The 18,593-nt window shown below is 64.9% G+C and carries 17 protein-coding genes and 4 tRNA genes; 10 read left to right on the top strand and 11 right to left on the bottom strand.

The window, feature by feature from the left end; genetic code table 11:
* Window positions 1–17: 17 nt before the first annotated feature.
* A complete protein-coding gene (locus MJ606_RS08340) occupies window positions 18–2,117 on the top strand; it encodes a 3-hydroxyacyl-CoA dehydrogenase NAD-binding domain-containing protein (RefSeq protein ID WP_243049070.1) in 2,100 nt (699 codons plus the stop codon).
* Window positions 2,118–2,192: 75 nt separating this feature from the next.
* On the opposite strand, the gene MJ606_RS08345 is transcribed toward MJ606_RS08340, so the two are convergent.
* The 5 genes from MJ606_RS08345 to MJ606_RS08365 all read right to left on the bottom strand — a co-directional run bounded on the left by MJ606_RS08345 (window position 2,193) and on the right by MJ606_RS08365 (window position 7,348).
* On the bottom strand, window positions 2,193–2,798 hold the full coding sequence (locus MJ606_RS08345) for a DUF2058 family protein (RefSeq protein ID WP_243049071.1): 606 nt from the start codon (window positions 2,796–2,798) through the stop codon (window positions 2,193–2,195).
* A 44-nt stretch (window positions 2,799–2,842) separates the two neighbouring features.
* Entirely contained in the window at window positions 2,843–3,061 is a 219-nt protein-coding gene (locus tag MJ606_RS08350; protein ID WP_243049072.1) for a SlyX family protein, read from the bottom strand.
* A 2-nt stretch (window positions 3,062–3,063) separates the two neighbouring features.
* Entirely contained in the window at window positions 3,064–4,401 is a 1,338-nt protein-coding gene (locus tag MJ606_RS08355; protein WP_243049073.1) for a UDP-glucose/GDP-mannose dehydrogenase family protein, read from the bottom strand.
* A gap of 167 nt (window positions 4,402–4,568) precedes the next feature.
* Window positions 4,569–5,357 carry an FKBP-type peptidyl-prolyl cis-trans isomerase gene (locus MJ606_RS08360; protein WP_243049074.1) on the bottom strand — a complete coding sequence of 263 codons (789 nt, stop codon included), beginning with the start codon at window positions 5,355–5,357 and terminating at the stop codon, window positions 4,569–4,571.
* A 221-nt stretch (window positions 5,358–5,578) separates the two neighbouring features.
* Window positions 5,579–7,348, bottom strand: coding sequence for a cation:proton antiporter (locus MJ606_RS08365; RefSeq protein WP_243049075.1), 1,770 nt, complete (start codon window positions 7,346–7,348; stop codon window positions 5,579–5,581).
* Between the two features lie 217 nt (window positions 7,349–7,565).
* On the opposite strand from MJ606_RS08365, the gene MJ606_RS08370 reads away from it, so the two are divergent.
* From MJ606_RS08370 to MJ606_RS08380, 3 genes are all read left to right on the top strand, one after another.
* Window positions 7,566–7,641 (top strand) — tRNA-Ala (locus MJ606_RS08370).
* A gap of 10 nt (window positions 7,642–7,651) precedes the next feature.
* Window positions 7,652–7,727: transfer RNA gene (locus tag MJ606_RS08375), tRNA-Glu, on the top strand.
* 36 nt (window positions 7,728–7,763) lie between these two features.
* Window positions 7,764–7,840: transfer RNA gene (locus MJ606_RS08380), tRNA-Asp, on the top strand.
* 218 nt (window positions 7,841–8,058) lie between these two features.
* On the opposite strand, the gene MJ606_RS08385 is transcribed toward MJ606_RS08380, so the two are convergent.
* From MJ606_RS08385 to MJ606_RS08395, 3 genes are all read right to left on the bottom strand, one after another.
* Window positions 8,059–8,430 (bottom strand): hypothetical protein, encoded by a 372-nt coding sequence (locus MJ606_RS08385; RefSeq protein WP_243049076.1) that lies wholly within the window; start codon window positions 8,428–8,430, stop codon window positions 8,059–8,061.
* Between the two features lie 142 nt (window positions 8,431–8,572).
* Window positions 8,573–9,064, bottom strand: coding sequence for a DUF1249 domain-containing protein (locus MJ606_RS08390; protein WP_243049077.1), 492 nt, complete (start codon window positions 9,062–9,064; stop codon window positions 8,573–8,575).
* Window positions 9,065–9,087: 23 nt separating this feature from the next.
* Window positions 9,088–9,903 (bottom strand): pyruvate, water dikinase regulatory protein, encoded by an 816-nt coding sequence (locus tag MJ606_RS08395; RefSeq protein WP_243049078.1) that lies wholly within the window; start codon window positions 9,901–9,903, stop codon window positions 9,088–9,090.
* A gap of 238 nt (window positions 9,904–10,141) precedes the next feature.
* Between MJ606_RS08395 and ppsA the strand changes: the two genes are divergently transcribed.
* The 4 genes from ppsA to MJ606_RS08415 all read left to right on the top strand — a co-directional run bounded on the left by ppsA (window position 10,142) and on the right by MJ606_RS08415 (window position 14,447).
* Window positions 10,142–12,514, top strand: coding sequence for a phosphoenolpyruvate synthase (gene ppsA, locus MJ606_RS08400; protein ID WP_243049079.1), 2,373 nt, complete (start codon window positions 10,142–10,144; stop codon window positions 12,512–12,514).
* A 145-nt stretch (window positions 12,515–12,659) separates the two neighbouring features.
* Window positions 12,660–13,334, top strand: a complete 675-nt coding sequence (lepB, locus tag MJ606_RS08405) for a signal peptidase I (protein WP_243049080.1) — start codon at window positions 12,660–12,662, stop codon at window positions 13,332–13,334.
* An 88-nt stretch (window positions 13,335–13,422) separates the two neighbouring features.
* Window positions 13,423–13,512 (top strand) — tRNA-Ser (locus MJ606_RS08410).
* Window positions 13,513–13,745: 233 nt separating this feature from the next.
* Complete coding sequence (locus MJ606_RS08415) at window positions 13,746–14,447, top strand: protein phosphatase 2C domain-containing protein (protein ID WP_243049081.1); 702 nt, start codon at window positions 13,746–13,748, stop codon at window positions 14,445–14,447.
* A gap of 27 nt (window positions 14,448–14,474) precedes the next feature.
* On the opposite strand, the gene dnaQ is transcribed toward MJ606_RS08415, so the two are convergent.
* The 3 genes from dnaQ to MJ606_RS08430 are packed head-to-tail and all read right to left on the bottom strand — an operon-like array spanning window position 14,475 to window position 16,349.
* A complete protein-coding gene (gene dnaQ, locus MJ606_RS08420) occupies window positions 14,475–15,197 on the bottom strand; it encodes a DNA polymerase III subunit epsilon (RefSeq protein WP_243049082.1) in 723 nt (240 codons plus the stop codon).
* Window positions 15,194–15,637, bottom strand: coding sequence for a ribonuclease HI (rnhA, locus tag MJ606_RS08425; protein ID WP_243049083.1), 444 nt, complete (start codon window positions 15,635–15,637; stop codon window positions 15,194–15,196). Before rnhA ends, dnaQ begins: the two co-directional genes overlap by 4 nt.
* Window positions 15,638–15,665: 28 nt before the next feature.
* On the bottom strand, window positions 15,666–16,349 hold the full coding sequence (locus MJ606_RS08430; RefSeq protein WP_243049084.1) for a methyltransferase domain-containing protein: 684 nt from the start codon (window positions 16,347–16,349) through the stop codon (window positions 15,666–15,668).
* A gap of 223 nt (window positions 16,350–16,572) precedes the next feature.
* Between MJ606_RS08430 and gloB the strand changes: the two genes are divergently transcribed.
* Window positions 16,573–17,337: a hydroxyacylglutathione hydrolase gene (gene gloB, locus MJ606_RS08435; RefSeq protein WP_243049085.1), complete on the top strand. Its 765-nt coding sequence runs from the start codon at window positions 16,573–16,575 to the stop codon at window positions 17,335–17,337.
* Window positions 17,334–18,578, top strand: a complete 1,245-nt coding sequence (locus MJ606_RS08440; RefSeq protein ID WP_343214806.1) for a LysM peptidoglycan-binding domain-containing protein — start codon at window positions 17,334–17,336, stop codon at window positions 18,576–18,578. Before gloB ends, MJ606_RS08440 begins: the two co-directional genes overlap by 4 nt.
* The last annotated feature ends 15 nt before the right edge of the window (window positions 18,579–18,593 follow it).

The following is an 18,593-nucleotide window of genomic DNA, read 5'->3' on the forward strand; positions in this document are numbered from 1 at the left end:
GTCACCCTTGTATCCCCATGTTCGAAGGACTGCGCTTCAATCACTGGAAGACGAGCCTGGATGACAGCGGTATTGTCACCCTATCCCTTGACCGCGCCGGCAGCAGCGTCAACGCCATTTCCCGCGACGTGCTGGACGAGCTCGGCCAGATCGTCGAGCGGCTGGCCATCGAGAAGCCGGCCGGCGTGCTGATCCATTCGGCCAAGCCGTTCGGCTTCGCCGTCGGTGCCGACATCAAGGAATTCGTCACCTACGCCCAGCACGGCACCGTGCTGGAAAACATCGAGAACGGCCAGCGCGTGTATGAGTCGCTGGCCCGCCTGCCCTGCCCGACCGTGGCCGCCATCCATGGCGCCTGCATGGGCGGCGGCACCGAGCTGATCCTGGCCTGCCGCCAGCGCATCGCCGCCGATGACGAGAAAACCCGCATCGGCCTGCCGGAAGTGATGCTGGGCATCCACCCGGGCTGGGGCGGCACCGCCCGCCTGCCCCGCCTGATCGGCGCCACCGACGCGCTGCCGGTGATGCTCACCGGCAAGGCGCTATCGGCCAAGCGCGCGCTGGCCCTGGGCGTAGTCGACCGCCTCGCGCCACCTGCCGAGCTGCTCGCCGAGGCCCGTGCACTGCTGCGTCGCCCCCATGCGCGCCCATTCGCCCTGCGCGCCAAGGCCTGGGCGACCAACACCTGGGTGGCGCGGCAGATCCTTGCCCCGATGGTGATCAAGCAGACCGCCGCCAAGGTGCGCAAGGAGCACTATCCGGCGCCGTTCGCCCTGATCGATGTATGGAAGCGTGGCGGCGCCAGCATCCAGCAACGCCTGAAGCTGGAGGCGCGCTCGGTGGCCAGGCTCGCCGAAACGTCCACGGCGCAGAACCTGATCCGCATCTTCTTCCTGCAGGAACGCCTCAAGGGCCAGGGCAGCGGCGTCGAGCACGGCATCAAGCATGTGCATGTCGTGGGTGCCGGCGTGATGGGGGGCGATATCGCCGCGTGGGCGGCCTTCAAGGGTTTCGAGGTCACCCTGCAGGACCGCGAGATGAAGTTCATCCAGCCCGCATTGGACCGCGCCCGCCAGCTGTATGAGAAGAAGCTCAAGACGGCGGACAAGGTCGAAGCCGCCGTGCGCCGGCTGCGCGCCGACGTCGAAGGCAAGGGCGTGGCGGATGCGGACCTGGCGATCGAGGCGATCTACGAGAACGCCGAGGCCAAGAAGGCCCTGTACGCCATCATCGAGCCGCAGTTCCAGTCCAACGAATTGCTGGCCACCAACACCTCCAGCATCCCGCTGGACGAATTGCGCGTGGGCCTGAAAGCGCCGCAGCGTTTCCTCGGCCTGCACTTCTTCAACCCGGTGGCGCAGATGCCGCTAGTGGAAGTGGTGCGCCACGACCAGCTCGACCCTGCCGCCGAAAAGCGCGCGCTCGCCTTCTGCAAGGCCATCGGCAAGCTGCCGGTGGCGGTGAAGGGCACGCCGGGCTTCCTGGTCAATCGCATCCTGATGCCGTACCTGCTGGAAGCGATGCGCCTGTACAGCGAGGGCGTGCCCGGCCCGGTGCTGGACAAAGAAGCGAAGAAGTTCGGCATGCCGATGGGGCCGATCGAACTGGCCGACACGGTAGGCCTGGACGTATGCGCCTCGGTCGGCAAGGAACTGGCGCCGTTCCTCGGGCTGGAGCTGCCGCCGGGGCTGGAAGACAAGCTGGAGGCCGGCAAGCGTGGCAAGAAGGACGGCCAGGGTCTCTACGTATGGCAGGACGGCAAGCCGCAGAAGCCGGAAGTGGATCCGGACTATGCGGCGCCCGCCGACCTGCAGGACCGCATGATCCTGCCCATGGTCAACGAAGCGGTGGCCTGCCTCGCCGACGGCGTGGTGGACGACGCCGAACTGCTCGATGCCGGCGTGATCTTCGGCACCGGCTTTGCGCCGTTCCGCGGTGGCCCGATCCAGTACGTGCGCAGCGAAGGCGCCGCGGTGATCAAGGGCAAGCTGGAACGGCTGGCGCAGCGCTATGGCGAACGCTTCACACCGAAGCACGGCTGGGATCTCCCCGCCCTCGCCCAGACCGGCTTCGAGCTGCCGGCCACGGCAACGCAAACCGAAGACGCGGATGCCTGACGGGTTGTTCGAGGCGGAAACAAAAAGCCCGGCCTAGGCCGGGCTTTTTCATGCCGTGTCATCGAGCCGGCGCGGTCACCACATCAGATCGTCCGGCACGCCATCCTCACCCACGCCCCCCGTACTGCCGGGCTCGACCAGCAAGGCGAGCTGATGGGCATCGATGGCGCGTACCTGCTCGGCGATCTCGCGCGTCACCAGCAGATAACGCCCCTGCTGCTGCACCACGCCAAGCTCGCCGCCATTGAGTGCGGCCAACTGCTCGGCATCGAGGTGTACACGGCGAATCTTGCCGCCATACTCGAAATGCCGCACATGTTCGACATCGGCCTTGTTGAGCGTCTTGCCCTCCAGCAATTGCTGGATCTTCAGCTTGCGCTCGCGACGCTGCCGCGCCTCTTCGGCAGCGGCCTGTTCCGCACGCTTGCGTTCATTGGCCTCGGTCTGCGCACGAATCGCGTAGGCCTTGGCCAGGTCGATCTCTTCCTGGCTCTTGGGCTTGTGCGATGACGGCGGCTTGCCGCCCTGCTTGTGCTGCGGAGGCTTGCCACCGGCGGGGGCGGACCCGTGACGCTTGGGAAAAGACGGCTTGCCACCCGGTGGCGTCGCCGGTCGCTTTTCTTCGCGGACCTGTTTGACGATGCCGCTCTTGAGCAGCTGATCGCGCAGGGATTCGGCCATGATCGGAACTCGCTTGCGTGGTGCTGATATGGAGGATGAGACGGTCAATAATGCGGCGGCGGTGGCTCGCTGTGCGGATCGTGTCCCTGCGACGTGCGCATCGTGGACAGCTCGTTGCGCAGGTCGCGGATGATGCGTTCCAGCGCCGCGATCCGCACCGATTGCTCCGCATCGGCCGAGGCCAGCGCATTCACCGTGTCGTCGATGAAGGTGAGCCGCACCTCCAGCTCGGTCAATCGCTGCTGCAGCGAATCATCCGCCATCGTCAACGCCTCAGGCTGCGGCCACGGCCAATGCCGTAGTAGGCCAGGCCCGCTTCCTCGACCAGCAGCGGGTCATAGAGATTACGGCCGTCGAAGATCGCCGGGTTGCCCAGCATGGCGCGGATGCGCGCAAAGTCCGGGCTGCGGAACGCCTTCCATTCGGTGACGATGGCCAGCACGTCGGCCCCTTCCAGCGCCTGGTAGGCGCCTTCGCAAAGCGCGAGGTCAGCGCGGTCGCCATAGATGCGATGGGTTTCCTCGCGCGCTTCGGGATCGAACGCGCGCACCTTCGCGCCAGCAGCCCACAGGGCTTCCATCAGGTTTCGGCTGGAGGCCTCGCGCATGTCGTCGGTGTTCGGCTTGAACGCCAGGCCCCACAGCGCGATGGTCTTGCCGGCCAGTTGGCCGTCGAAATGATGTGCGATGAGATCGAACAGCTTGGTCTTCTGGTCGTGGTTGACCGCTTCCACCGCGCCGAGCAGGCGGGCGTCGTAACCGACGCTGCGCGCGGTGCGCTCCAGCGCCTGGACGTCCTTGGGAAAACACGAACCGCCGTAGCCTGCGCCGGGATAGATGAAGTGGTAACCGATACGCGGGTCCGAGCCGATGCCCTGGCGCACCAGCTCCACGTCGGCACCGACAAGTTCGGCGATATTGGCGATCTCGTTCATGAAACTGATCTTGGTCGCCAGCATGGCGTTGGCCGCGTACTTGGTCAGCTCGGCCGAACGCTCGTCCATCACCACGGTGCGCTCATGGTTGCGGTTGAACGGCGCATAGAGCTTGCGCAACACGTTCACCGCACGCTCGCTGGAGCTGCCGATGATGATGCGGTCGGGACGCAGGCAGTCTTCGACCGCGTCGCCTTCCTTGAGGAATTCGGGATTGGAAACGACGTCGAACTCCACCGATACGCCGCGCGCGGCCAGCTCGCCGGCGATCGCCTGACGCACGCGGTCGGCGGTACCCACCGGCACGGTCGACTTGTTCACCACCACCGTATAGCGGTCCATATGCTGGCCGATGGTGCGCGCCACGCCCAGCACGTACTTGAGGTCGGCACTGCCGTCTTCATCCGGCGGCGTTCCCACGGCAATGAAAACCACCTGGCCATGCTCGATCGCCGGCGCCGGATCGGTGGTGAAATCGAGCTGGCCACTGGCGTGGTTGCGCTTGACGATCGGCTCCAGGCCCGGCTCGTAGATGGGAATCTCGCCTTGCTTAAGGCGCGCCACCTTGCCCGCATCGATATCGACGCAGACCACATGATTGCCCATCTCCGCCAGGCAGGCGCCGGTGACCAGACCTACGTAACCGGTGCCAAAAATGGTGACCTTCATTGCCGCGAGAACTCCCAGAGCCAAGGTCGCGATTCTAGCAGGCTGTGCGTCGTGGCAGATCGGCCCCGCGGCAATAGCGCCAGTGCCCGGAACCCAGGCCATAAAAAATGCGGGGCGCGAATTGCTTCGCGCCCCGCATCGGTGACCCTAAAAAAAACCGTCGGCGATTACTTCGCGCCGCCGGCCTGCTGATCGCCAGCGGCCGTCGGACCGGTCTTGACCAGGGTGACGTCGAAGATGATCGTCGCGTTCGGCGGGAAGCCGTTCTGCGGCTGCGCACCGTAGGCGATGTTCGACGGGATGAAGAACTTGTAGTGACCACCGACCTGCATCAGCTGCATGCCTTCGCGGAAGCCCGGGATCACGCCAGCGAGCGGGATCGATGCGGCGCCACCGCCTTCATGCTTGGACGAGTCGTCAAACACTTCGCCATTGACGAAGCTGCCGACGTAGTTGACCTGCACGGTGTCGCTCGGACCCGGACGCGCGCCCGTACCCTGGCTGATCACCTGGTACTGCAGACCCGAAGCGGTGGTCTTCACGCCAGGAGCGGTCTTGTTCTTGGCGAGGAAGGCATCGCCTTCGGTCTTGTTCTTGGTGGCGACCTGGGTGTACTCGGCCTTGGCCTTGGCCTGCAGGTTGGCCACGAAAGCGTCACGCACCTGCTTGGCTTCGGCTTCGCTCATGGTCGGCTTCTGGCCCGACAGCGCCGACTGCAGGGCGCGCGCCACGGTTGCCGGATCCACTTCTTCACGGACCAGCGGCGGCAGCGAGCTGGCCAGGTCCCAACCGACCACGTAGCTGGCCTTGGTCTTGTCGACCGCGCCTGCCGCCGGAGCAGCAGGAGCAGCGGCGGGGGCGGCGGTCTTCGCAGCCTGCGCGTGCACGCCAGCGGTCAAGCCCAGTGCAACAGCCAGCGCGGCCGCCGTCAGCGTGGGACGCAGAAAATGCTTCATGTGGAACTCCCTCGTATTTGGATATGCCGGCGCTACCGGACTGGCCCCCCCGATGGAGGCAGGCCCCGCATTGTGCGGCGCTTGTCGAGTCTTGGCAACGATGCGGGGCGTATGACCGTCAGTCGTGATTAAAAGTTCACGACATGGCTCAACAACGCGGTTTTTTGCGAATCGTGCACTGGGTCTCACCCGAGTGCCAGACGGCATATGTGAAGCTTGTCTCAAGGATGGCCGTCACCGGAACGTCCAGGCTTGTCCAGCGTATCGCGCAGCGCAGCCTGAAGGCGCGCGTGCACCTGCACCAACCCTCGCCAAAGCAGCCAGGCCAGCAATAGCAGGACCAGCACCAGCACCACCGCAACTTCGCGTGTCGGCAGGATGGTGGAAGCCAGTGCCGCCACCAACAGGCCCAGCACCACCATCGTGGCCAACGGGATGAACCGCGCCAGCACGGCGCGGATACGCATGTTGTAGGCCCCGCCAATCCGCTGCGGAATGCTCAGCTCCGCCAGCAACATGCCCAACGCCGAGGCCTTGCGGTAGGCCGCCACGATCATCGGCAACGACACCAGCGCCGCGATCGACCAGGCCAGGCTGCGCTTGACCTGCGGACGGTCGGCAAGGATGTCCCAGTGGAAAATGCCGCGGCGATACAGGTAGGCCATGATCAGGAACGCCGCCACCACCAGCATCATGTTGATGATCACGTGCCACACCAGCCGCCGGATCATCTTCGCCACCATCGCGCCCTGCCCGTGCAGGCTCAGGCTGCCCATCCAGTCGGTGTAGGCGCCGAAAGCGCCGGTCAGCCAGCGCGGCAGGCGTCGCCCCAGCTGGCTGGCCAGCGGATCGGAGGCGCGGATCAGGTACGGCGTCAGGAAGGTGGTAATGGCCGATACCGCCACCGCCACCGGATAGAGGAAGCCACTGGTGACCTTGAGGCTGACGCCCAGCGAGGCGATCACGAACGAGAATTCACCGATCTGCGCCAGCCCCATGCCGACACGCAATGAGGTACGCCCATCGTTGCCGGCAACGAAGGTGCCGAAACTGCATGTGAGTACCTTGCCCACCACCACCACCGCGGTGACGACGAGTATGGGCAGCCAGTATTGCGAGAGCATCGCCGGGTCGATCAGCATGCCGATCGCCACGAAGAACACCGCACTGAACATGTCGCGCACGGGCCCGATGATGCGCTCGATGCGCTCCACGCTGGCCGATTCGCCCACGATCGCGCCGATCATGAAAGCGCCCAGCGCCATGCTGTAGCCCATCTCGGTGACCAGCAGGCAGAAGCCGAAACACAGGCCCAGCACCGCCACCAGCAGCACGTCGTCGCGACTGACCCGCGCGATGTAGTCGACCACCCGCGGCACCAGCAACAGCCCCACCACCAGCGACACCGCCATGAACAAGGTGAGCCGGCCGATCGCGCTCATCGCCTCGCCCGCCTCCAGGCCGCCAGTACTGGCAATGCCGGTCAGCAGCGCCATCAGCACGATGGCCAGCACGTCCTCGATGATCAGGATGCCGAACATCAGCTGCGCGAAGCGCTCGCGCTTGAGCCCCAGGTCGTCGAGCGCCTTCATGATGATGGTGGTCGAGGACATCGACAGCATGGCGCCGAGGAACAGCGCATCCATCGGGCTCCAACCGAAGAAGCGCCCCATCTCGTAGCCCAGCCACAACATCAGCACGATCTCGCACAACGCCGCCACCAGCGCCGCGCCGCCCACCTCGCGCAGCTTTTTCAGGCTGAATTCCAGCCCGAGCGCGAACAGCAGCAGGATCATGCCCAGCTCGGACAGCGTGCGGATGGTCTGCTCGTCGTGGATGAAAACGATGGGGAAGGTATAAGGCCCCACCAGTACGCCGGCGATGATGTATCCAAGCACCACGGGCTGACGCAGCCGCTGGAAGATCACCGTCGTCAGCCCCGCGATCAACATGACGGTCGCGAGGTCCTGGATGAATTGCAGATCGTGCATCGATGAAGCCTGTGGGGACACAAGGTCAAGACTAGCAACCGAACACGCAATCAGCAGCTTTTTGCGATGGCAACGTGGCGACGCGGTGTCGTACGTTACGCGTCCATCACGTAACTGCTTGTTGCGCTTCGCTCATGCAAATTAATTGAAAATTTTTTGTCGCCAATGCTTGACGAAATCGTGATCCGGACCTATTCTTTCGGGCTTCCAGAGGCACGGGGCCATAGCTCAGCTGGGAGAGCGCCTGCATGGCATGCAGGAGGTCGGCGGTTCGATCCCGCCTGGCTCCACCAACTTAGACACGTCCCCATCGTCTAGAGGCCTAGGACATCACCCTTTCACGGTGGCGACCGGGGTTCGAATCCCCGTGGGGACGCCAAGTTGGTACTTGGTAGTGTAGCTGGAAGAAAAATGTGGAGCGGTAGTTCAGTCGGTTAGAATGCTGGCCTGTCACGCCGGAGGTCGCGGGTTCGAGTCCCGTCCGCTCCGCCACTTTTACGAAGAGCCCGCCATTGGCGGGTTTTTTGTTGCCTGCCGTCCAAGCTCATTCCAACGCAGCTCAGCATGGCGAGACCCTCCCTTGCAGGAGCTTCAACCAGCTAGCTTCAACCAGCTGAAATGTTGATGGGCCGCGGGCCGCCAAGGGCGCGTTACGTCAGTCAGCCACCGCCCTCGCCATCCTGTACCTGAGATCGAACAAGGGGTCTGACTCACTTGTCCGGGGCGACCTTCTCGAAAAGAAAGAAAATGGTTTTTCCTTCCGGGGGATGAGCTTCCTCGTTTGTCGCGAGCTTCCCATCACTGCGCAAAGCAAACCATAGCCCTCCATCGCAAGCTATGCCATCCGCCTGTCCACGTGGTGAGCAAATGGCCTTTGTGTAAGGGGTCGCCGAATCCGGGCTGTTGAAGTAAGCCAGGTCAAGATGTTTCGCATCCCTATCGGGGGTAAGGATGATCTTGATGGACTTATCCGTGGTTAACCACGTTCCCGCGTACTTGTTGAGGTTCAACGTTTGGCCATAGGCAAATCCCGCCACGGTGGCCGAGGCCAGCAGGGCAATCCTGACGACGATCTTGCTCATATCCGTGGCTTTTTTTGAGGCGGTACTCGAAAGTCTACAAGAGGCAGGGGCCGCCAAGGCATTCCATGGTGGCGTCAACATCCCCTGCTGACCGGCAGGCCCCATGCTCGACGCCGACGCTTTTGCACTAGGCGCGCCTTGCCTACAAGGGAAGCTCGTCCGGAGCACGATGATCCTCCCGCCGCTCCAGCGTTCCCTTCGAATGCCCCTGCTCGGCCAGGTATTCCAGCCAGCGCGACAGGAACCCGTTCATGCGCAGCCGGTGCTGCAGTACCGTGTGCGCCGGCGGAAACGGGCCAAGCACTTGCCACAGATGTCGCCCGGGATGGCAGTGCAGCGCTTCGGCCACGTGCGCGTCCGTGTACATGCGCAGCTGCGCCGAGGGCGAAGGCTGCCCGGTGTGCGCATCCATGAAGTTGTAGGTGAGCTCCAGCTCCAGCGTGTACGGATGGCGCTCCTGCACCTGCAGCCGCACGTCGAGCCCATCGTCCACGCTGGACACATAGAACCCTGCTGGCAGCTCCTGCGGCGCAAAGAGCTTGGCCAGCCGGTGGTAGTTCTCCGCGTACAGCCCCATCAGGAAGCCGAAGCGTCCCGGCAGCAAGGCTTGGCGGCTGTCCAGTACGGCACTCATGGGCGGTGGCTACTCCTCTACCTCTAGAACATGGTCCGCTCGATACCGAAGCGGTCGAAGATCTTGCTGGCAATCTCCTCGATGGAGACATGCGTGGTGTTGAGGCTGGGAATGCCCTCGCGACGCATCAGCTTGTCGGCCTGCGACAGCTCCCAGCGGCATTGCTCCAGCGTCGCATAGCGGCTGTTGGCGCGCCGCTGCTCGCGGATCTGCGCCAGGCGCTGTGGATCGATGGTGAGGCCGAACAGGCGATTCTTGTAGGGACGCAGTCGCGCGGGCAGCTCGAGCTTGTCCAGATCGTCGTCGGTCAGCGGGTAATTGGCGGCGCTGACGCCGTAATGCAAGGCCATGTAGAGGCAGGTGGGCGTTTTGCCCGACCGCGACACGCCCACCAGGATCAGGTCCGCCTGCGCATAGTCCACGTCGATGCCGTCGTCATGCGACAACGCATAGTTGGTGGCGTTGATGCGCGCCTCGTACTTGTCGAAGTCGACCAGGCCGTGGGACCGGTTCACCATGCCGGAGCGCTTGGCCCCCAGTTCCTCTTCCAGCGGCCCGATGAACGGCGCGAACACGTCCAGCATCAGCGCGCCGCTCTCGGCCACGATGTCGCACAGGTCGCGCGAGGCCATGGTGTTGACCACGATCGGACGCTCGCCCGTCTGGGCATAACGGGTCTTGATGCGCAGCGCCGCCGCCTCGGCCTTATGCGCGTCGTCGACGAACGGCAGGCGATGCTTATCGAACTGGACCCCCTCGAATTGGGCCAGGATACTGTTGCCGATCGTCTCGGCGGTAATACCAGTGGAATCGGAGATGAAAAAAACCGTTCGTTGCATAGCTAACCCGAAGTCCCTGACTGTTCCCGGGCACCACCTTAGCGCAACGCGGAAAGCCTGTCTTTGCTTGACTCCCGCCTGACTGGTATGCAGCTGGCGCGGGTTTTGCCCGTAATGGTCTTCTTGTGCTTCGCACCAACGACAGCGGACAATACCAGTTCTTTGTAGCCCGGTTTTCGGGATTTGCCCCGACGTGCCGCTTCCTTTTATCGACACACGAGCTCTTGAGGAGACTCCCTTGAACGACCTGGTGCTTTGGCTCGACACGCTGCGCATGACTGACCTGGGCAAGGTTGGCGGCAAGAATGCGTCGCTCGGCGAGATGATCGGCAACCTCGCCAAACTCGGCGTGTCCGTGCCTGGTGGCTTCGCCACCACCGCCGATGCGTTCCAGCAGTACCTCGACAAGAGCGGCGTCGCCAAGCGCATCCAGGCGCGCCTGGCGACGCTCGACGTCGACGACGTGGAGGCCTTGACCGCCGCCGGCAAGGAGATCCGCGAGTGGGTCACCGAGACCCCGCTGCCGGCCGAGCTGGACCAGGCCATCCGCGACGCCTATGCCAAGCTCTGCAAGGACGCTGGCGCCGACGATATCGCCGTGGCCGTGCGCTCCTCCGCCACCGCCGAGGACCTGCCGGACGCCTCGTTCGCCGGCCAGCAGGAAACCTTCCTCAACGTGGTCGGCATCGAGGACGTGCTGCACAAGGTGAAGGAAGTCTTCGCCTCGCTGTACAACGACCGCGCCATCGCCTATCGCGTGCACCAGGGCTTCAAGCACGAAGACGTGTTCCTCTCCGCCGGCGTGCAGCTGATGGTGCGCTCGGACGTGGGCGCCTCCGGCGTGCTGTTTACGCTGGATACCGAGTCGGGCTTCCGCGACGTGGTGTTCGTCACCGGTTCGTACGGCCTGGGCGAGATGGTCGTGCAGGGTGCGGTCAATCCGGACGAGTTCTACGTGTTCAAGCCCACGCTGAAGGCCGGCAAGCCGGCGGTGCTGCGTCGCAGCCTCGGCGCCAAGCAGCTGCGCATGGTGTATTCGAACCAGCCCGGCGAGCGCGTGCGCATCGAGGACACCCCGACCGAGCTGCGCAACCGCTTCTGCATCAACGACGAGGACGTGCAGGAACTGTCCAAGCAGGCGCTGGTGATCGAGCAGCACTACGGCCGCCCGATGGACATCGAGTGGGCGAAGGACGGCAACACCGGCAAGCTGTACATCGTGCAGGCCCGCCCGGAGACGGTGAAGTCGCGCACGCAGGCCACCCAGCTGGAGCGCTTCCACCTCAACGAGAAGGGCACCGTACTGGCCGAAGGCCGCGCCATCGGCCAGAAGATCGGCGCCGGCAAGGCGCGCGTGATCCGCTCGCTGGCCGACATGAACAAGGTGCAGCCGGGCGACGTGCTGATCGCCGACATGACCGACCCCGATTGGGAGCCGGTGATGAAGCGCGCGGCCGCCATCGTCACCAATCGCGGCGGCCGCACCTGCCACGCGGCCATCATCGCCCGCGAGCTGGGCGTGCCGGCCGTGGTCGGCACGGGCAATGGCCTGGAGGTGATCCCGGACGGCGCGGATGTCACCGTGTCCTGCGCCGAGGGTGACACCGGCACCATCTACCAGGGCATCCTGAAGTTCGACCGCGTGACCGCCGACCTGGGCGACATGCCCGAGGCGCCGCTGAAGATCATGATGAACGTGGCCAACCCCGAGCGCGCCTTCGACTTCGGCATGCTGCCGAATGCCGGTATCGGCCTGGCCCGCCTGGAGATGATCATCGCCAGCCATATCGGCGTGCATCCCAAGGCCCTGCTCGAGTACGCCAAGCAGGACGCCGAGACCAGGAAGAAGATCGACGAGCGCATGGCCGGCTATGCCGACCCGGTGTCGTTCTACGTCGATCGCCTGGCCGAAGGCATCGCCACCATCGCTGCCTCGGTGTACCCCAAGCCGGTGATCGTGCGCCTGTCCGACTTCAAGTCGAACGAGTACGCCGGCCTCATCGGCGGCGCGCGCTACGAGCCGCACGAAGAGAACCCGATGATCGGCTACCGCGGCGCCAGCCGTTACGTCGACCCGGGCTTCGCCGAGTCGTTCGGGCTGGAGTGCAAGGCGGTCAAGCGCGTGCGCGAGGTGATGGGCCTGGACAACATCTGGGTGATGATCCCGTTCGTGCGCACGCTGGGCGAAGGCCGCAAGGTCATCGAGGTGCTGGCCAAGAACGGCCTCAAGCAGGGCGAGCATGACCTCAAGATCATCATGATGTGCGAGGTGCCGTCCAACGCGCTGCTGGCCGCCGAGTTCCTGGAGATTTTCGACGGCTTCTCGATCGGCTCCAACGACCTGACCCAACTTACCCTGGGCCTGGACCGCGACTCGTCCATCGTCGCCAACCTGTTCGACGAGCGCGACCCGGCGGTGAAGAAGCTGCTGGCCATGGCCATCCATACCGCCCGCGAAAAGGGCAAGTACGTGGGCATCTGCGGCCAGGGCCCGTCCGATCATCCGGACCTGGCCGAATGGCTGATGGACCAGGGCATCGAGTCGGTGTCGCTCAACCCCGACACCGTGGTCGACACTTGGCTGCGCCTGGCCAAGCACAAGAAGGCCTGACGCCAACGGCATGACGGTCATGGGGGCGGTGGCGACACCGCCCCTTTTTTGCCCTGCAGGAACGAACGCGAAGAACTGCCCTCGGAACCTTTGCCCGCTCGCCTCGGTCATTCACCCATCATTCCGGGTTTTCGAGGGGAACACCATGCGCGCCGTACTGGGCCTGATCTCCCGCAACAAGGGCTTCATCACCTTCATGTTGTGCATGGTGATGTTCCGCAGTGCCATCGCCGATTGGAACGTCGTTCCCACGGGCTCGATGCAACCGACCATCCAGATCGGCGATCGCATCGTGGTCGACAAGGCCGCCTACGACCTGCGCGTGCCGCTTACCCATCTCTCGCTGCTGCATCGCGCCGATCCCCAGCGCGGCGATATCGTGGTGCTGGATTCCGACGCCGCCGGCGAGCGGCTGGTCAAGCGCGTGATCGGCGTGCCCGGCGACCAGGTCGCGCTCCGCCAGAACCGTCTCTACATCAACGGCCAGCCCGCCAGCTACCAGCCCATCGCCGTCCAGGGCATCCGCGACGATCGCGAAGACCCCGCCCGCTATGCCGTCGAAAGCGTGGGCACGATGCATCACGCGGTGCGCTGGTCGATCGCCCAGCAAGGCCACACCCAGGATTTCGGCCCGGTCACCGTCCCAGCGGGCAAATACCTGCTGCTCGGCGACAACCGCGACAACAGCGCCGATTCACGCTATTTCGGCTTCTTCCCCCGCAACGAAATCACCGGCCGCGCCACTCGCGTCGCCGTCTCGCTGGACCCCGCCAACCATTACCTGCCCCGCGGCGATCGCTGGGGCGTGGCCCTGCCATAATCCATGGCGGGAAATTCACCCAACCAGTTGTCACCGCGCCCCACTCCGCGTAAGATTGCCGGCTCGCGTGGACCACACGCACCGTTTTGGAGAGGTGGCAGAGTGGTCGAATGTACCTGACTCGAAATCAGGCGTACGTGTAAGCGTACCGTGGGTTCGAATCCCACCCTCTCCGCCAGAAAAGCAAAACGCCCCCTCGTGGGGCGTTTTGCTTTTCTGATGGTGACGGCTGGGTGAGAACCCACCCGGGTTCGACAACATTGTCAGGAACAATTTTGCACAGCCGCAGGCTGGCCCCGCCCCCACCGCCCGAGCACCTAGCAGTTCTCCGTCTCGATTCTCCAGCACCACCTTTTGCGCATCCACCCCACATCCGTCATGCTCCCAACGACCCGCCAAACCAGGCAGCCCATGATCGAGTTCGGACACGGAACGCACGTCGGCCTGCGCCGCACGCGCAACGAAGACACCTACTATGCCGATGCCTCGCTCGGCCTGTTTCTCGTGGCCGATGGCATGGGTGGTCACCAGCATGGCGAGGTGGCCTCCGCCCTGGTCCGCGACGCCGTGGCGGATCTGGTCACGCGCGGCCACAGCCTGGTCGAAGCCGTGCGCGCCGCCGATGAGCGGCTGATCCAGTACAGCCGCGGCTTCCACGACCCGCGTCCGATGGGCACCACCATTGCCGCGCTGCGCCTGCATGCGGACAGCTACGAGGTGGTGTGGGTGGGCGACAGCCGCGTCTACCTGTGGCAGAAAACCCTGCGCCAGGTCAGCCATGATCACTCGCTGGTACAGGAACTGGTGGCGTCTGGCACGCTCGATCCGGCCCAGGCGGCACGCCATCCGCAACGCAACGTGATCACCCAGGCGCTGGGCATTACGGCGGCGGCGCAACTGCACATCGGCATGGCGCGCGGCCGCCTCGAACCGGGCATGTGCTTCCTGCTGTGCAGCGATGGCCTTACCGAAGAAGTGAATGACGCGGCCATCGCAAGCATCGTGTCGCGCAACGACCTGTCGGCGCAGGAATGCGTGGAACATCTGCTGCTCGCCGCACTGGACGGCGGCGGCAGCGACAACATCACGGCGATACTCGCACGCGCCAATTGAGCGAGGCATCGCTCCGGCGCAGCAACGTCAGTTGACCGGCGGCGCCTGTTCGCGGCGCCACACGCTGATGCCACCGGCGCTCTTGTCCAGCCCGTCGAGACGCTTCTCGTGCGCGGCGATTTCCTCGTCGTTCGCACGCAGCACGCGGGGACGGCGATCGAGCACCATCGGCGCCAAGGTCACCGTCGCGCCCTGCTCCGGGTCTCCCTCGAAGCCCAGGTCCAGGCCGACCTGGCCCGACGTCATGGCCAGGTAGACCTCGGCCAACAGCTGGGCGTCGATCAGGCCGCCGTGGAGATCGCGCGCGGAGTTGTCCACGCCCAGGCGCTTGCACAACGCATCCAGGCTGTTGCGCTGGCCGGGATAGCGCTCGCGCGCCATCATCAGCGTATCGAGCACGCTGCAACGGTCGGCGATGCGGCCGTAGTGTTCGCCGGCACGCGCCAGTTCCGCATCGAGGAAGCCGACGTCGAAGGTGGCGTTGTGGATGATCAGCTCGGCGCCATCGATAAAGGCGAGAAACTCGTCCACCACATCGATGAAATGCGGCTTGTCGAGCAGGAACTCGTCCTCGATGCCGGTGACTTGCTTGGCGCCTTCGTCGATGGCGCGATCGGGATTGAGATAGGTCTGGTAGTGGCGACCGGTCGGACGACGCCCGATCATTTCCACGCAGGCGATTTCGATCAACCGATGCCCCTGCCGCACTTCGAGACCGGTGGTCTCGGTATCCAGCACGATCTGCCTCATGCCTTGCTCCTGAACTGCTCGGCCTGTTCGCGCGCGGCTACATCGACGCGCTCGTTCTCTGCATGACCGTTGTGGCCCTTCACCCAATGCCAGCGCACCTGATGCGGCTCGACGGCGGCCGACAGGCGTTGCCACAGATCCTGGTTTTTCACTGGCTTCTTGTCCGCCGTGCGCCAACCATTGGCGCGCCACTTGGGCACCCATTCCTCGATGCCTTGCATGACATAGCGCGAGTCGGTGGTGAGCGCGACGGTACATGGCCGCGTCAACGCCTCCAGCGCGGCGATGGCGGCCATCAGCTCCATGCGGTTGTTGGTGGTGTCGGGCTCGCCGCCGGCGAGCATCCGTTCGGTTCCCTTGGCGCGCAGCAGGGCGGCCCAGCCACCCGGCCCGGGATTGCCCAGGCAGGCGCCATCCGTAAAAGCTTGCACTTCAGTCATGGTTACCCATCAGAAATCATTAGTGTCGTCAGGACGCGACGTTGCGACGCGCGCCTGGTGCGAGGCCCACATTCACCGCCGCGGGCACGGCCTTGGGCTTGAGGCGGATGGGCGTGGCCATGCGTCGCCGCTTGCGCGCGATCATCAGATAGCCGCCACCAAACGCATGCGCGGCATCCAGGCCGACGTTGCTGCTGGGCCACAGTCGACCGACCCGCTCGACGCGTTCGATATCGAGCTCGATCCGGCGTACCCAGCGCTCCAGCAGCAAGGGCGAACGCATCGATGGCGCATGGCCACGCGTATGCCACATCATCCACGGCAGCCATGCACTGAACGGATGCAAGCCGGTCAGCGCCAACACGCCACCGGGCGCCAGCACGCGCGAGGCTTCCTCCAGCAAGGCCTGTGGCGCAGTCGATACTTCCAGCGCATGCCGTAGCAGCACCAGATCGAATGCATCGTTCAGGAACGGCAGCGGCTCGTCGCTGCGACCGCGCAGGTCGCCCACGTAACGGCCGGCATGGATGCTCAGGCGTGTCCAGTTGCCGAGCAGGGGCAGCACCGGCGGGGCATCCTGCTGCGCGGCGCTCACCAGCAGCGCATGAGTGCCGCTGCAGCGCTGCAACTCCGGCACCAGGGCCACCGTCTCTTCGGCGAGCAGGCCGCGCAGCGGTGCGCTGGTGTAGATGTCTTGGTCGCGCTGCGACATGCCTGGCCGGCCCACGGTGAATCAGTGCGACAAGTGTACCGGCAGCCCAGCCGAACGTGTCCTGGTTTGCAGTCAAAGCCACGACCGGCCCACGAGTCTGAACAGGCATGCCGGGTGTTAACGTCTCACTAACGAGTGCGGCGGCAACCCGCTTTATAGTCGGCCACTTCGCGCAAGCCAGGATGGCTGCGTCAGTCGATACGAAACCGCGGAGGCGATCTCCTTGCACGTCGTACCGTTACCGGCGCTTGCCGACAACTACATTTGGCTGCTGCACGATGAGGCCGGCCAGGCCATCGTGGTCGACCCGGGCGAAGCGGCTCCGGTCGAGGCAGCGCTTAAGCAACGCGGGCTGACGCTTCGCGCCATCCTGCTGACCCATCACCACCACGACCACATCGGCGGCGTCGACGCGCTGCTGGCGCGGCACACGGTACCGGTCTATGCCCCGCACGACGAACGCATAGGCCCGGCCACCCATCGGGTCGGCGACGGCGATGTGGTGACGCTGGCACAACCATCTGCACGCTTTGATGTGCTGGCGGTACCCGGACACACCACCAGCCATATCGCCTACGTCGGTGAAGGTGTATTGCTTTGCGGCGACACGCTTTTCAGCATGGGCTGTGGCCGGCTGTTCGAAGGCACGCCAGCGCAGATGCTCGCATCGCTCGATCGCCTGGCCGCCCTGCCCGCCAACCTGCTGGTGTGCTGTGCGCACGAGTACACCGCCGCCAACGGACGCTTTGCCCACACCATCGAACCGGACAACGCCGCGCTCGCAGCCCGCCAGCGCGAAGTGGCGGCGCTGCGCGAGCACGCTCGCCCGACGCTGCCCGTTCCGCTGGCCATCGAACAGGCCACCAACCCGTTCCTGCGCACCGATAGCGACGCGGTGATCGCCTGGGGACTACGTCATGGCGTGACCGGTGACCGCGTCGCACGATTTGCCGCATTGCGCGCCGACAAGGACGTTTTCCGCGGATGAATACACGACGCCTACGCCCCCTGCCCATGGCCCTGTCGATGCTGCTGGCCGCCTGCGCCACGACGCCGGCCACCAAGCTGCCGTCGCCTACCGTGCAGGCGCCTACCCCGGAGCCTGTACGCAACATCGCCCATCCGGTGACCGGCGTTGCCTTGCCGGTCGACGACGACGCCAACATCTGGGATCAGCTGCGCGGCAGCTTCGCCATGGCCGATTGCGATGCCGATCCCGGCATCAAGCTGTGGGCCCGGCGCTACACGCAGAATCCGCAACGCTTCGAAGACCAGATCGCTGCGGCAGCGCCACGCCTGGCCTACGTGCAGCAGATTGCCGCCAAGCACAACGTTCCCGGCGAATTTGCCCTGCTGCCGTGGATCGAAAGCCAATACCGCCCCCTATTTGGCGGCAAGAATCTGCCCGCGGGCATGTGGCAGATCATGCCGGCCACCGCCAACGCCATGGGCATCCGCGTCAACCAGAACTTTGACGGCCGCCTGGACGTGCCGGCGGCCACGGACGCCATCATGTCCTTGCTGAGCCGTTACCACGACGATCTCGGTGACTGGCGGCTGGTCGACTACGCCTTCAACGCGGGCGAGTTCGGCATGCGCCGCATGATCGACCAGCACGGCGTCCCGCCGGCCGAGCCCGTCATTCCCCGCATGCCGGTGAAGCCGGTGACGCGCGAACACCTGGTCAAGCTGCTGGCCATCGCCTGCGTCATCCGCGATCCCGCACGCTTCAATGTCAGTCTGCCCACGCTGCCCTCCGAGCAGCGCCTGGTGGCGGTGAACATCGGCAACTCCATGCCGATCGCGCATGCGGCCAATCACGCCGGCATGTCGCCCGACGAACTCAAGGATCTCAATGCCGGCTTCCGCAACGGCATGGTCGATTCCAACGCTTCGCCCTACCTGCTGATGCCCAGCAATCGCGTGCAGCAGTTCCAGAGTGCCCTGCTTGCCGATAACAACAGCGGTGGGCAAAGCGTACCGGGCACCACCACCCTGCCGCCCCTGTCCGCGGCGCTTGGTGCGGCGACGGACGATGATGGCGACACGACATCCGCCGGGCGCTCCAAGGCCACAGGTGGCAAGACGCATACGGTCAAGTCCGGCGAAAGCCTATGGACCATTGCCAAGCGCTACGCGGTCGACATCAAGCAGCTGCAACAGTGGAACCATTTGCAGGGAGCGGGCGTGAAGCCAGGCCAGGTGCTGAAGATCAGCGCCCCGGGCTAAATTCGCTGCGCTAGA

Source organism: Dyella sp. RRB7 (genome assembly GCF_022761115.1).
GTDB lineage: Bacteria > Pseudomonadota > Gammaproteobacteria > Xanthomonadales > Rhodanobacteraceae > Dyella.

What these genes read in the sequence shown, in the direction of transcription:
- lepB (WP_243049080.1), top strand. Translation starts at nt 12,660, where the DNA reads ATGCGCGCCGTACTGGGCCTGATCTCCCGCAACAAGGGCTTCATCACC.
- dnaQ (WP_243049082.1), bottom strand. Translation starts at nt 15,197, where the DNA reads ATGAGGCAGATCGTGCTGGATACCGAGACCACCGGTCTCGAAGTGCGG.
- MJ606_RS08345 (WP_243049071.1), bottom strand. Translation starts at nt 2,798, where the DNA reads ATGGCCGAATCCCTGCGCGATCAGCTGCTCAAGAGCGGCATCGTCAAA.
- MJ606_RS08390 (WP_243049077.1), bottom strand. Translation starts at nt 9,064, where the DNA reads ATGAGTGCCGTACTGGACAGCCGCCAAGCCTTGCTGCCGGGACGCTTC.
- rnhA (WP_243049083.1), bottom strand. Translation starts at nt 15,637, where the DNA reads ATGACTGAAGTGCAAGCTTTTACGGATGGCGCCTGCCTGGGCAATCCC.
- MJ606_RS08355 (WP_243049073.1), bottom strand. Translation starts at nt 4,401, where the DNA reads ATGAAGGTCACCATTTTTGGCACCGGTTACGTAGGTCTGGTCACCGGC.
- MJ606_RS08340 (WP_243049070.1), top strand. Translation starts at nt 18, where the DNA reads ATGTTCGAAGGACTGCGCTTCAATCACTGGAAGACGAGCCTGGATGAC.
- MJ606_RS08415 (WP_243049081.1), top strand. Translation starts at nt 13,746, where the DNA reads ATGATCGAGTTCGGACACGGAACGCACGTCGGCCTGCGCCGCACGCGC.
- MJ606_RS08385 (WP_243049076.1), bottom strand. Translation starts at nt 8,430, where the DNA reads ATGAGCAAGATCGTCGTCAGGATTGCCCTGCTGGCCTCGGCCACCGTG.
- MJ606_RS08360 (WP_243049074.1), bottom strand. Translation starts at nt 5,357, where the DNA reads ATGAAGCATTTTCTGCGTCCCACGCTGACGGCGGCCGCGCTGGCTGTT.
- MJ606_RS08395 (WP_243049078.1), bottom strand. Translation starts at nt 9,903, where the DNA reads ATGCAACGAACGGTTTTTTTCATCTCCGATTCCACTGGTATTACCGCC.
- MJ606_RS08430 (WP_243049084.1), bottom strand. Translation starts at nt 16,349, where the DNA reads ATGTCGCAGCGCGACCAAGACATCTACACCAGCGCACCGCTGCGCGGC.
- MJ606_RS08350 (WP_243049072.1), bottom strand. Translation starts at nt 3,061, where the DNA reads ATGGCGGATGATTCGCTGCAGCAGCGATTGACCGAGCTGGAGGTGCGG.
- MJ606_RS08365 (WP_243049075.1), bottom strand. Translation starts at nt 7,348, where the DNA reads ATGCACGATCTGCAATTCATCCAGGACCTCGCGACCGTCATGTTGATC.
- MJ606_RS08440 (WP_343214806.1), top strand. Translation starts at nt 17,334, where the DNA reads ATGAATACACGACGCCTACGCCCCCTGCCCATGGCCCTGTCGATGCTG.